6 protein-coding genes are annotated in these 14,264 nt (G+C 42.8%); 1 reads left to right on the top strand and 5 read right to left on the bottom strand.

Going from position 1 to position 14,264, the window contains the following annotated elements:
• Positions 1 to 2: 2 nt before the first annotated feature.
• The gene (locus GKO22_RS07705; RefSeq protein ID WP_166333797.1) at positions 3 to 3,116 is read right to left on the bottom strand and encodes a SusC/RagA family TonB-linked outer membrane protein; all 3,114 of its coding nucleotides are present in this window, start codon (positions 3,114 to 3,116) and stop codon (positions 3 to 5) included.
• 351 nt (positions 3,117 to 3,467) lie between these two features.
• On the opposite strand from GKO22_RS07705, the gene GKO22_RS07700 reads away from it, so the two are divergent.
• Positions 3,468 to 4,073, top strand: coding sequence for a DapH/DapD/GlmU-related protein (locus GKO22_RS07700; RefSeq protein WP_166333796.1), 606 nt, complete (start codon positions 3,468 to 3,470; stop codon positions 4,071 to 4,073).
• 75 nt (positions 4,074 to 4,148) lie between these two features.
• Here GKO22_RS07700 and GKO22_RS07695 read toward each other — a convergent pair whose 3' ends face one another.
• The 4 genes from GKO22_RS07695 to GKO22_RS07680 form a co-directional block, all read right to left on the bottom strand.
• The gene (locus tag GKO22_RS07695; RefSeq protein ID WP_206367841.1) at positions 4,149 to 6,068 is read right to left on the bottom strand and encodes a SusD/RagB family nutrient-binding outer membrane lipoprotein; all 1,920 of its coding nucleotides are present in this window, start codon (positions 6,066 to 6,068) and stop codon (positions 4,149 to 4,151) included.
• 19 nt (positions 6,069 to 6,087) lie between these two features.
• Complete coding sequence (locus GKO22_RS07690) at positions 6,088 to 9,159, bottom strand: SusC/RagA family TonB-linked outer membrane protein (protein ID WP_240920187.1); 3,072 nt, start codon at positions 9,157 to 9,159, stop codon at positions 6,088 to 6,090.
• 75 nt (positions 9,160 to 9,234) lie between these two features.
• Positions 9,235 to 10,374, bottom strand: coding sequence for an ROK family protein (locus GKO22_RS07685; RefSeq protein ID WP_166333792.1), 1,140 nt, complete (start codon positions 10,372 to 10,374; stop codon positions 9,235 to 9,237).
• Between the two features lie 491 nt (positions 10,375 to 10,865).
• Positions 10,866 to 14,258 carry a DUF1080 domain-containing protein gene (locus GKO22_RS07680; protein WP_166333790.1) on the bottom strand — a complete coding sequence of 1,131 codons (3,393 nt, stop codon included), beginning with the start codon at positions 14,256 to 14,258 and terminating at the stop codon, positions 10,866 to 10,868.
• Positions 14,259 to 14,264 lie beyond the last annotated feature (6 nt).

Raw genomic sequence — 14,264 nt, 5'->3', positions numbered from 1 at the left:
AATTAAAATGTAACCTCTAAACCGACTGTAAATTTGCGAGGTATAGGATACCCATTACCGCTGTATTCACCATATTGATTGATAGCTTCTGCATCAGGAATTTTTCTAGAAGCTTGCCAGGAAGCCACGTTCTGCACTAGCCCATAAACACGCGCTCCTTTGATGCCTATTCGCGAAGCGAATGCCTGATTGAGCGAGTAATTCAAGATGATATTTTGCAGACGTATGTAACTTCCAGATTCTAAGAAGAACGTTTGTGCGGAAGTATAATAATAGCGATAGGATCCCATATCTATCTTCGCGTACTCAGCTTGATCACCATCTTTTTTCCAGATATTATAGCGATCTAGATCGGGATAGCTTTTTGCGGCAAACTGTGCATTGTTGAATACAGTAGCAAAAGCATCCGCTTCAAATAAATTGAGCACATCGCGATCCAGTGTGAAATTTAATAAAAATGATAAGCTGAAGTTTTTGTAAGAGACTACGTTGTTCCATCCGCCGGTCCATTTAGGGTTGGGATCTCCCATAGGCAACTTATCTGGGTTAATGCCATCACGGAAGGAATCTAGGTAATAATCTCCATCCAAATCTTTTAAATGAAACATACCAGCGCCATAAGGGCCGCCATTTCCATAAAGAGCTCCGGTATATGGATTGACAGGTACATCGTTTACGGTAGAATAAACGCCTAAATTTTGGAATAAGTAAAATGCATTGATCGGACTACCAACTGACAAAATATGGGAAGCGTCAAACCGGTCGCCATTCATCACCAGATCGCGTCCGCCATTAGGTAGCTTCATGATCTGATTTTTGTTATAGGAAATGTTAAAGTTGGAACGCCAATTTACCGGACTGGAAGACGATAATGGATTCATACCAATCACCAATTCGGCACCATAATTCCGAACACCCACCGAATTGGTAGTGGCGAAATCATAGCCCGTATTGATCGGTAATTGCACTGCAAAGAGTTGGTTATTGGTTTCTTTATTGTAGATATCTGCGGATATGCTGTACTTTCCGTTGTACAATTCTATATCTGTACCGATGTTCCAGCTCATTCCTTTTTCCCAAGTAAGATCATCTTGCGCAACTCCACTCACAAAGTTTGGCGTGATCGCTACGACTCCGTTGTAACTCGGTGCATTGGCACCGCTGTAGGTACCGGCATTGAGTCGATAGGTATTATAAGATAAGTAATTTTGGCTAGGCAGGTTTCCAGTTGTTCCATAACTAGCACGCAGTTTTAACAAAGAAAAACTATCATTATCCTCCATGAAGTTTTCTTCAGAAATTAACCAAGCTGCAGACGCAGACGGAAACCATCCAAAACGATTATTCTTACCAAAACGAGATGATCCATCCGTTCGTATACTTCCTGAAAAGATGTATCGGCTATCATAATCGTAGCTTACTCTGGAATAATAGGACAACAATCCCCATGCTTGGTAGTCTGAATAAGCCGTCATGTAGTTTTGGAGAAAACCTTGTACTACTTGGATCTGATCTGAATTGCCATTCCAACCTTCTGCAGAGCTTTCTTGATAGGTATCATGTACTATATCTTGCCCTACAAGCATGGTTAAGCTATGCTTACCAAACGTGTCGCTATAATTCAGGTAATTGGAAGAAAGCCAGTTTTGCTGCGCTGAGTTCCATGCAAATGCAGAATTTCCTCGGTTATTGTTCAGTGCGCTAGGTCTGCTCATATCCCTACGTCCCGTATTATATTGGTAAGCTGTCTGTGAGGTTAGTGTCAGCTTAGGTAGTAGCTTAATGTCGAGATTTAGATTGAAGGTTAATTGATTCGTTAAGTTTTTGTCCAAATTTTCATCGTACAAACCGGTATAAAATGCCTTTCGAGTATTAGAAAGTTCAAACAGTGATGAAGGCATATTGGCAGCACCAAGTGGCAAGGGGCTCACACCATTTCCATTACCACGAGCTCTATCCATATTAGTATATGCTATGATAGGATTAATCGTTACTTTGTTGTTTAATGCCCTATTTATCAAATTTAATCTGGTGGATAACCTTCTGAATCCTGTGGCTTTTATAATACCATCTTCATTATAGTAGTTTGCACTAAACCGATAGCTGGAACTTTCACTATTACCGCTAAGACTTAAGTCTGCATTATTCACTAAACCCTTTTGATAAAAAAGATCTTGAAAATTGGTGTTGCCATCGAATGCCGGATTCAAGCTATCTGTCAGCAAGCGAGGAAGATTGATTTGCTCGGCATAACTCAATTGGTTTCTCACAATATCCATTTTTTGCCGTCTTTCGGCGGCTCCCAATGCTACAGGTCGTAGATCGGGGCGCATGGTTAATCCGGAATAGCCAGACACCATGACGACGGGTTCTCGACCTGTACCTTTTTTTGTGGTGATTAGAATGACACCATTCGCAGCTCTCGATCCATAGATAGCCGCTGCCGAAGCATCTCGGAGTACAGAAACTGATTCTATATCATTGGGATTTATTCCGGCCAAAAAATTGGTGCCCGTACCGGTATTCAAGTTGGTGTACTGCTCTGTCGGCTGCGGTACACCGTCTACCACATAAAGCGGACTGCTCAAGATTTGTGCTTCGTCAAAATTGTTGCTTAGTCCGGTACTACCTCGCACGTAAACGGTTCCCATACTTCCCGGAGAGCCCGAAATGTTTTGCACATTGACACCAGGCAACCGTCCTTGAAGAATGGATTCAAAACTCGCCGCCGGTATGTTTTCAAGCTCTTTACCAGAGATTGTTGACATGGCGGCTGTGTTTTTCTTACGTGATACGGTTTGGTATCCGATAACGACAGTTTCTTCCAAATTCGAAAACTTCTCTGTGATTTGAAATTTTAAGACTGTTTCGGATCCTATGGTGAGGCGACTAGATTCGTATCCTACCATACTTGCTTCAACGACTTGTCCCTTTTGGCCAGCGAGCTGAAACGTTCCCTTTTGATCCGTCTGTGTTGTTGATTGCGTACTTAAATTTCTAATCGTAACGCCTGGAATTGGTTTGCTCGAACCATCCTGAACGACGCCCGTAATTTGTTGCGCACAAACATGAACAGACAAGAATAAGAGAGCTAATAATAGACCTGCATAATTCATACTATTTGTAAATTTTTGGTTTGGTTAATTAATAAGCTAAACTAACTATTCATCAGAATGATGATCAACCATATTTTAGCAGAAGTAAGCTCAATTGTAACTCATTTCACTATAAATTATACGGGTGTATTGTGTTGATAATAAGCGTTTAGTGTTAATATTGGGTTAGGTTGGGTTAAAAAATGATCATATACTTATTTAGCGAAAAAGACACTTTAAATTTTAACAATTAAGATAAAATTGTAACTTGCTTATTTGTTGTTAATGAGAAATAGCCATTCATAAAATATCTTTAAACAAAGATAAATGACGTTCTTTACCATGAAGCGTACTCACTAAAATTTACGAATTATGATAGATTTAAAACAATATATAGACAGCATAGATCTAATATTATTACAAAACAGCACTCTTCAACCTTGGGAAGTCTTGGAACACCTAGAGCGCATATTGGCAGCACATATTGCCACATTAGGAAATGATTATGTAATAGAGAATAATATTGCCATACATAAGACGGCGACGATAGAAGAAGGCGTGACACTCAAAGGCACAATCATCATTTCTGAAAACTGTTTTGTTGGCGCACATGCATACTTACGCGGTGCCATATTTTTAAGTAATTCTGTCACTATAGGACCTAGTTCTGAAATAAAGCAATCCATTATAGCTGATCATTCCGCAGTAGCTCACTTCAACTTTATTGGGAATAGTATACTTGGGCAATATGTCAATTTTGAAGCCGGTTCATTATGCGCCAATCATTATAATGAAAGGCAAGACAAGCGAATTATGGTCAAGCATAAAAATCAGATGATTGACACCAAAACTGAAAAATTTGGGGCTTTGGTAGGTGACCATTCGAAAATTGGAGCCAACGCCGTCTTGTCGCCCGGAACAATTCTAGAACCATTTAGTGTGGTTAAGCGTCTTGAATTGGTTGAGCAGGTGAAATAGTGATCAATAAAAAATAAGCATATGAAAAAAGGCCATCTGAAAAAGATGGCCTTTGGTTGTTTCAATAGATTTCGATTATTGTTGCTTTGCCCACCAAAGCGGAGTCAGCACGGCATCTGATCCGCCAAGTGCGCTTACTGCCTGATTGTATCCAGCTTCGTTGGTATTACGTAAGGTCGAAGGGTAATTCACACGTTGCGGGAAGAACTTCACGCTGCTTGTCATAAAATTGCTTGCTGTCAAATCCGGTAACGTTACGATAGGTTGCTCTACCGCAGGGTTCTCAAAGAATGGCAGACCAAGTCGACGGTGGTCACTCCAAGTCTCTAATGGTAAATACGGATTTTGCGCAATGAATTTCTGGGTTATTATTTTAGTCAATTGATCGTTGCGTACCGTACCATCTTTGTACAAACCATTGGAAGGATAGCGGATCTGCACAGTTCCAGACGTACCTGTTTCTCCATTCACAAACTGCATCGCGTGCGTATTACCTGGCTCTGCGGTATGTGTCCAAGCAACTGACGTACCTACACGATTATACCCGGTACTTGTCAAATAATTAGCTGCATGAGCGGACAATCCCCAATAAGCGAAGTTGGCAGTCACACCAGCTTCATATGCCGCTTGAGCCGACATCGGTACCGCCCATCCACGCACGGCTGCTTCAGCAATTAAGAAATTGGATTCCCAATTCGCAAAGAAAACGCGACGATTATTTCCGTCTCTGAATTTGTTAACCAAGCGAGGCATACTGCCGGCCCAAGATCTAACTTGATTGCGAGAGCCCTTAGCTGCCCAGTCGCCTGGTGCGAAAGCATTCCATGTAAAAGCGGCATTGATCGTTTTAAAGGTAGTCGTGCCATCAGCATTCAACAGGTTACGGGTGGTGTTCCGTGCCGTTGTTTGATCAGGGTTGAAATTAAATTGCGCGTTATTAAAATCACCCGGTATAGCAAAAGATGCATAAGCACGAGGATCAATTACCTCCGGTAGTCCGTCCAACCAATAACCTGCTGATGGGTCATTCGTAGCAGTAGCGAAGTGGTTGGGGTAGTAGATGCCAATATAGTCTGCCGGTTTCACGTAGTCATTATACGACGCACCTAAAGCAGTTTGAGTGGTAATACCTCCTAAACCAAGGTATAGGTTGTTTAACGTTGAGCTCAAAATAAACGCATTCCACGTCCGCGTCATCACACCTGCCAGCGGACTATAGGCTGTGCCTAATTCTGCGACCGAAAACATATCATCTGCTGCTGTGATGTAAGGTTTAGTTGCTGCTGATTCAAATTCGCTGCGTGCTTTTGCTGCATCTACTTCCGACATACGCATCGCTAGGCGCATTCTCATGGAGTTTGCATACTTTTGCCATTTGACAAAATCATACCCATAAGCTGGGTCAAAACGACGGATGTCCGCAGGTACTGTTACTGCCATATCCAGTGCTTCGCTAGCTTCGCGAAGTTCTGTCAATAAGTATGTATAGACCTCCTGCACGCTAGAATAGCTAGGATTTTCACCTTGCCAACCATCTAGTGGAACTGGACCAAAGGTATCACTTAATTCACTTAACAAGTAAGCGCGCCAGATCCGAGCCACTTGTAGCAAGTTGTTCGTGTAAGGTGCTTGTGTACCGGCTGCGATGCGTTCATTAGCCAAGTCAACTGCTGCATAAACTCCCGATAACCATCCAGACATGTAGCCGCGGCTATAATAGTCGGATGACCAGCCATCATTATGTGCACCATTAACAATACCGCCGCCCAATTGTTGACGACCAGCGGTTTTCCAGTACAAAACAAATATACGCTCGGCAATATGTGGATCTTGCTGCGCACCAATGATGGAGCCATTAAGTAGATACTCTACTTGTACTTGCTGATCATTGGCTCCATTGGGATCAATGTTTAGCGCCTCAAAATCATTGCACGATGAGAATAGTGCCAGTGAAGCCAGCATCCCCATCATCCCTTTTTTTATAGTAATTTTCATTTCAATATTTCTTTAATCGTTAAAACCCTAGTGAAAATCCGAAGATAAAGGAGCGCATGGTTGGAGGCGCTCCATTCTCAAATCCAATGGCGTTAGAGCCAGTGGCAAATGTTGATTCCGGATCTATACCATCCATTTTGCTGTGAATCATCCATACATTATTGCAGGAAGCAAAAAGGCGAGCACTTTGGAATACAGAATTACCCAATACTTTTCTTGGGAAGCTGTAGTTTAACTGCACATTACGCAAACGGATATTGGTCGCATCACGTAAATACTCTTCATTGATACCGAGGTTGTTAGCTGTAGCAATCGCAGTGTAATACTGTTGCGGAGTTACGGATGTTTCATTTTTCGTGTAGTTACCGTTAGAACCCACGACACCGTCTACTACGAAATTATCGCGGTTACCATTTGGTGCAGTAATCGCTGCCGTACCGACGCTCTGCATACCACGATGTGTACCTACGTACATCATACCTCCAAAGCGGGCATCAACCTGAAAGGTAAGGCCAAAATTTTTGTAGGAGATATTGTTGATTAAACTAGCCATCTCGTTAGCTTGCTGCTCACCTAGGTATTCTGGCGTTCCAGATCTGGTAGGGAGACCTTGATTATTCAAAATCAGCTGCCCATAATACTGGCTAGATTCGTCCGTTACGCGATTGTAACGGTGTCCCCAGATTTCACCATACATACCGCCAGTACGCGCGATGAATGCTAAATCATCATACCCGCCAATCCGATATCTATCCACCTGAAAGTCGCTGGCAATATCGTTTATGGAGTTGACGTTGCGGCTGATGTTGAGGCTTGCATCCCAACGGAAAGAGCTTTCTCGATCCATAATGTTCGCACTTGCCATTAATTCCCAGCCTTGGTTCTGGACATCACCACCATTTATTTTTCGGAATCCGAAACCACTCGCCGGATCCAGCTCTAAATCTAACAGTTGGTTAAATGCATTGGATCTGTACCAAGAGAAGTCTAAAGAAAGTTTATTGTTGAAGAATCTGGCTTCTCCACCGAATTCGATATTGCGAAGCAACTCGCTGCGCACATTAGGATTGAAATTGATGGTGCCGGTATTCGAAGTAACGTTACCGTTAGGATCATTGCCAATACCGTACACATTGTATAATTGATAAGGCCCCATATCATTACCTACTTCTGCATAGGATGCACGGAATTTCGCATAGCTTATCCAAGAAGGCAAATTGCCTCCAGCTTTTTCAATGTGCTCGCTCAACACATAAGATAAGTTGAAGGATGGATAAAAGAAAGAACGATTATCACGGCTCAATGTAGATGTCCAGTCGTTCCGCATGGTCGATTCTAAGAAAATAAAAGAATCGTAGTTTACGCTGAATGCACCAAAAATAGAATTAATTTTTCGCTCAGAGTTGAACGGTAATACACTCGGCGCTCCGACCGAGTTACCCGGCGTAAATAGGTTAGGAATTTGTAGCTGACCTACGTTAACCGTTAATCCGTCAGACTTCTGATGCATTAAGTTACCACCTAATGTTGCACTACCGCCAAATTTTCCAAAAATATTGTCTTTCTGGGCTATCAATAAACCTTGATAGTTTGTTTCTTTAAATGTTTCTTTACCAGTACTAAAACTACCATTTCTGGATTGAGGACCGCCTGCACGTGTACGATTTTGCAAATTGTTGGTATACATGTCAGACCCTGCTTTGAATTCGCCCTTTAGCCAATCATTGAATTGATAACCCAAAGAACCATTAAGCAAGAAACGATCTCGTTGATCTTCATTGCGTTCATTGTCTAATTTCCAGTATGGATTAAAAGTTGCCGCACCACCTCGGTACCAGATCATTTCTCCGAACTCATTGACGTTATCCCGGAAATCCAAAATGTTTAGTGTTCTAGGGAGCATTTGTAGCGCATAAATATTGCTCCAATCCCGACCATTGATTGGTCGATTCACCCCTTTGGTGTTGTTGTATTGTACTTTTACATCGGTAGACCAACGGTCATCTGTACCAAATTTAGTTCCCATACGGGTAGTCAAATTGGTACGTGTAAATCGGTTGGTTGGCAAAATACTTTGGTTTTCTAACCTATTAATGGCTGTATACACGCTAGTATTGCCATATTGTTGCTGGAATGCCACATTATGGTTTTGATTTACACCAGTTTGCAAATACGAATTCAAATTGTCACGAGCTGACAAGGCTTCTTCTTGGCCATTCCATTTAGTCACGGTTTGTCCTTCGATTCTTGGTCCCCAGCTGGAAGGACTCGTGGGATCAAAGGCGCCAGCATCTCCTTGTGCAAAGGTATTTTGAAATTTAGGTTGGATAAAAATGGATTCAATGCCCATGTTGGATGAAGCCGTGATGCCCAATCCAGCTTTTGCACGTCCAGATTTGGTGGTAATCAAGATGACTCCGTTACCTGCTCGTGTACCATATAAAGCTGCAGCAGAGGGTCCTTTTAACACGGACATACTTTCAATATCATCCGAGCTTATGTCGCCCAAACCATTACCTCGGTCTAAGCCTGCCGCGAAATAGCCATTGTCTGTCGTTCCTGTAAAGTTGTTCATTGGAATACCATCGACTACGATTAATGGTTGATTGTCACCAGTCAAGGAACTAAATCCACGGAGAATAATCTTGGCCGATCCCCCAGCACCATTACTAGAACGTGCGACTTGAAGACCTGCCACCTTACCAGATAGGGCATTGGCCAAGTTGGCTTCGCGAGTTTCTAATAATTCAGATCCTTTAATTTCTTGTACGGCATACGCTAAGGACTTACGCTCTCGCTTAATGCCAAGGGCAGTCACCACGACTTCGCCAATATCGCCCGTACCTTCGGTAAGCAGTACATCCTGAGTGGTCGAGGTGACCATTATTTCTCTCGTCGTGTAGCCTAACGTTGAAAAACGAATGGTAGAACCATTGGCCGCTTGAATACTGTAGTTACCATCGGCATCTGTTTGGGTCTGCCGGTTTGTACCAGTAACACTGACTGTAACGCCAGCGATTGATCCATTTGCATCTGTTACCCTCCCAGTAACAGTCTGCTGTGCAAAAGCGGCCGATATGCTAAGAAGCATAACCAGCAGCATAGTGCAACAGGTGATGTAAAATTTGCTCATGTTGTTGTTATTTGGTGTAGTTAAGTTCTCTTATTATAGCAGCTGGTAATCTGCGTTCTCAATCGCTAAGCACGCCCCGCCCAATAGTTGCGGATATTCAATCTCCGACATCGAAAATTGGGTCTGCATCCGTAGTCTTTCAATAGTATACTTTCGCAAAGAAGTCTGGATCGTACCCGGAAGAATATCTCCTAATCGAGCGCCACGACCACTCAGAATGATATGTTCTGGATTAATGATGTGGATTAAGGTGGCTAATCCTTTACCAATGGCGTATGCGATGTGATCTACTGCCGAAAGCGCCAATTGATCGCCCTGCTTCGCAGCATTAATAATGCATTCACCCGTAATATGCCCACTTTGCTCGTATTCTTCTGCTAGTAACGATGGTTCTCCTTTTTGCAAACGATCATGTGCATAGCTTACTGCAGCGAGAAGGGAGGCATCGACTTCTAGGCAGCCTCGCTTTCCGCAAGAGCACAGCGTGCCTTTGTCAGAAAGTGGAATATGACTGAACTCACCAGCGAAACCACTATGTCCACGGAATAGTTTGCCGTCAATAATCATCCCTAAACCGATACCCCAATTCAGATTGACCACGAGCATGTCTTTTGATGCTCGCTGCCGACCAAATCGCTTTTCTGCGATGGCAATAGCTGCGGAATCATTCTCTAACAAGGTTTGTATTCCGAACGTATTCTCCAGAAGACTCTTAATATTATGAAATGGATTGTCTGCAGGAAAAGAGGCATTAATACCTTGTGCCGCATTGACGAATCCAGGAGCTGTTAGCCCAATGGCAAATATTTTCCTCTTGCCTGCGCTTGCTATCATGTCGGTTATTAAAACTATGAGTTTTGAATATGCATCAATATCACTCAAGGTATTTTCAATCGTCAGAACCGAGCCAAAGTAGCTGTGGTCAAAATTCAACAGCACCACACTGCTATAATATTGATCAACAGCTACGGATAGGATTAAAGGAAGATTATTGATCATTAGTTGGTATTGCAATGCTCGCCTGCCACCCGTGGAAGGAGCCAATCCAACCGTGCTTACGATGCCATCACTAGCTAATTCCTGCAATATCTTGGTCGTGCTAGGAATACTCCGATCTATTGTCGAGGCGATTTCGCTCACCGATTGTAAGCGTCGAAAGCATAGCGCCTTCATAATAGAGATTTTGGTCTGACTCACAAGCGTAGTGTCTTAACGTTAAAGACTATTCATTAATAACGGTTGTAACAAATCTATTGATAAATCTCTCAAATCAAAGTTTTATTGAAAATATTTAAAAAGTTTATGACCCCATAGGTGGGAAATTTACATAGTGTCTTTATCTATTACCTAATAATTGCTTTTTCATGAGATAATTATTGAAAAAATCAGTCTTTCAGCCAGTTATAGTAAAAATTAAGGATCAAGTTCTCTCTAGCCTAAATCCGTTAAACAAAATAGGTTGTATGAAAAGTAGATTTTGGTTAATTGAGGTCAAATATTTCGAGAGGCTATGCTTTTAGTATTGAAAGAGCCGAATTCTGAGTAGATTCGGCTCTTTTCTTGGGTAACCAAGACTTTTATTCAGGCTGACAAAATTATATTCTGTTTTGTTGTCGGGTGTTTCAATTATGATACAACCACTTTACATGTCAATACAATAAATGCTATAAGCGTTTTATCCGAATATTTCGGAAGAAGACTTCCGAGCCATGGCCTAAGAAACCCAGGTGTCCTTTCTTATTTTTCAATCCAGGATGATCTTTGCCATCTAGCGTGCCATTTTTAGAGGCTTCGGCCAAATCACCATCCAATATCACGATGCCATTCAGGGTGACCCGCACGTGATTACCTTTTACATAGATTTCTTGCGTATTCCATTCGCCTAGTGGTTTTAATCCTTCGCGTTTAGCGGCGATAACACCATAGGCCGATCCGTGGTATTGATGTTCTTTCAGGTTTTTGTAGATATCGGCATCGTTATCCAAAATCTGGATTTCAGTACCGACATAAGCGGCATCACCTTCTAGTGGCGTGCGTATCCCCACACCATTGTTTGCTCCTGGGGTTAGTTTGAAATCAAAGCGATATACAAAGTCGCCAAACTCTTCTTTGGTGTACAGGTTTTTGCCAAACTTAGCATCTGGATTAGCGCGTAAGTGGCCTTCTGGTGTGATTTCGTAGGCAGTCGATTCTGTCCAATTATCTAAGTGCGTGCCATCAAATAACATCTCAAAACCTTCTTGCTGTTCCGTAGCAGTAACTTGGAAAACTTCCTTACGTGGTAGCTCTTTGAGGTAAATATCGCGATACCATACTTTGGAGCCATGCGCCTGCAATTCGATCTGTTCCATCGGGAAGATCGGTTGATTGCGATCCCAATAGTTTTCCAGCACGGTGCTGTCGACGACTTGCTCACCGTTTAACCATACCCATACCTTATCGCCCACCATTTTAATTTTAAAAGTATTCCATTCGCCTAATGCGTTGTCAGCTACTTTCAAAGGATCTTTTGCGTGCGTTTTGTTGTTATACAAACCGCCAGAACCAACCTGTGCGCCGACATTTACACGCGAGATATCCCAGATTTGCACTTGCGGCGTGCCGCGAAGATAAATCCCAGCATCAGGTTCTTCACCTTGCGGATCCAATTTCCAATCTACCAATAGCTCAAAATCACCGTACTGTTTATCGGTCGCGATGTTATCACCTTTTCCGCCAAAGACCAACATACCATTCTCGGCAGTCCAATTAGCGCGCATGTCCTGATCAGCTGCGACTTGCTTTTTGGTCAACTCTTGCGTAGACATTGCATTGCGCTTGATCGGATCTTCGACTAAACCTTTCCAGCCACTTAAATCTTTGCCATTAAATAAGGAGACGTAACTTTCCGTGTTAGGCATTTCTGCCAAATGACGTTCAATCGCAGCAGAGAGATAAGCGCTTTCTTCACCAGCTAGGTTTGCTATGCACTGAGTTAGCAAAGCTTTAACCATTTTTCCTGTAAAGGCACGATTATCCAAAGCAATGTTCATCACAGTGCCAGTAGCAGTACGTTTCAGATCCGGATCGGTCAGGTATTGGCCGGCGAAGGCCAATGCCTGAAATGTGCCTGTTGATTGCAGACTTTGTAAAATCATACGTTTTTGAGGAATGCTTTCTGCTCGCGCGAAGGCATCTTTTAGGTAAAGTGTTTTCTGATCAGGTTTGGCAACGCTGCGGTTTACTTGCTTCACCAATCCACTTAATACCACACTCAAGGATTCACCCTTTTCTGTACGAGAAAGCATAATCAAGGTTGGTAGAGCCGTTGGCTCAGACCAATTTGCCAACGTTTGTATTGCGATCGCCCGATTGTTTGAAGTATTCAACGCTTCTTGTACTAATGACAAAGCATTATCGTCACCAACGCCCGCAAAAATCGGAAATAAGAAGGCGACCTGTTTATTATCTGCCAGCGAAAGGCTTGTCGCCAATTGTTGGATGCTTGCAGATGTGCTGTTATGTGCCTTAAGTGCATTGATCACTGCCTGCTGTACGTACGACAATTCTTGCGGAGTCGTCGCATTGTTAGCAAGAGGAAGAAGCTGATCCAGTTGCTCCGCACTGGCTAAGGCAGGTAGTGTTTTGTATGCTTCTTTGCGTGTTAATGAATCCGTAGATGCTAGTAAAGGGATCACCACTTCGAAGGATTCTTTGTTGGAGCGTGTAGAAAGAAATTGTAATAAAATAACTTGCGATGCTGCATCCGAGTTGGATAAGGCTTCCTGAACTTCCTGCACCGCTTTCGGATCTGACGTACTTAATAGTAAATCTTTGATCGCCTCTTTTCCTTCTTGATCTACCTGCGATATTTCTTGTATCATGCGCTTCGTGGCCGATTCATTTTCCAATCGCACTAAGGCTCGCAAAGCGGCCACCTTCACACGGCTATCTTTGGTATCCGCTAAGCTGGTTTCGATGGGTTTAGCATATTGATCTTCACCTTGTTCGCCTAGGAAATCAAACAAGCTCTCTTGCGCATCTGGCGATGCCTTTTTTAACATTCCAATCAACGCGCGACTTTCTTTTTTCGAGCCATATTCCGTTAATAATTGCAGGGCAATGCCGCGATAAGTGGCGTTGGACGATTGTATGCCCCGAAGTATTTCTTTCTTGGCTTTTGCTGGATGTAAGGCAGCAGATAAGGCCAAAGCTCTTCCTTTAAGGGCTGCAGACTGGGTGATGTTGGTTTGTTGAAATACGGTATTGATGATTTTTTCTGCCCCTTTTTTATCTCCTTGTGCTAAGCGGTTGGACGCATAATCTAGGCTAAGTGAAGCCACGTTGGTCGGCTCATAAACATATGCTACTTCTGCTGCTTTTTCTAAAAATATCTTTTCGGATGTACTGCCAGCGATTTTGCTGAGTGCCATGTAGGCGTTGCGCCGAAATGCCGAATTATTGTATTGATCGAGGCTAGCGATGATAAGCGACTCTGACTGCTTCGCTTTAAGATCACCTAATGCGGTGATCACAGCAGTAGCCTGTTTCTCGCTTTTCGCACTTTGCAAGGCTTTAATCAATGTCTCTACCGCTTCTGGAGTGCCAATAGCATGTATAACTAACGTCGCATCATCTACTAAATTGTCATCCGATAGGTAAGGAGCAATCATAGTCAAACTCTCATTATTTCCCACCTTTTTTAATAATTCCAAGACAAAGGCTTTTTTCTCTGTTTGTTGCAGTTGGCTTAGGCTTTTGCTCAATCCTTCGACGAATATTTTACGCTGGCTTTCTTTGCCATCCTGCATCACATCATAGGCATAAGAATTGAGCGCGTAGGTGATCGGGGTAATGTCGGTATTTTTCTTTTCAATTTCTTTAACCAAAGTAGTGATCTCCGCCACTGTGAAATGCTCGAGCTCCTGCATCGCACCAGAGAATGTCTCGAATTTTTCAGCAGGCTGTTGCATGAGCAAATCCGCAATCTTAGTCGTGGTCGTACGATCTGTTGGCAGTTGCGCATAGGCAAAGCTGTGCAGCAACAGAAATGATAATATATAGCTAATTCTTTTCATGAGCAT

Origin of the sequence: Sphingobacterium chungjuense, from assembly GCF_011316935.1 — a bacterium.
In the GTDB taxonomy this organism is placed as follows: Bacteria; Bacteroidota; Bacteroidia; order Sphingobacteriales; family Sphingobacteriaceae; genus Sphingobacterium; species Sphingobacterium chungjuense.
The sequence above is the reverse complement of the archived record's forward strand: the minus strand, read 5'-3'. Positions and strand labels throughout refer to the sequence as shown.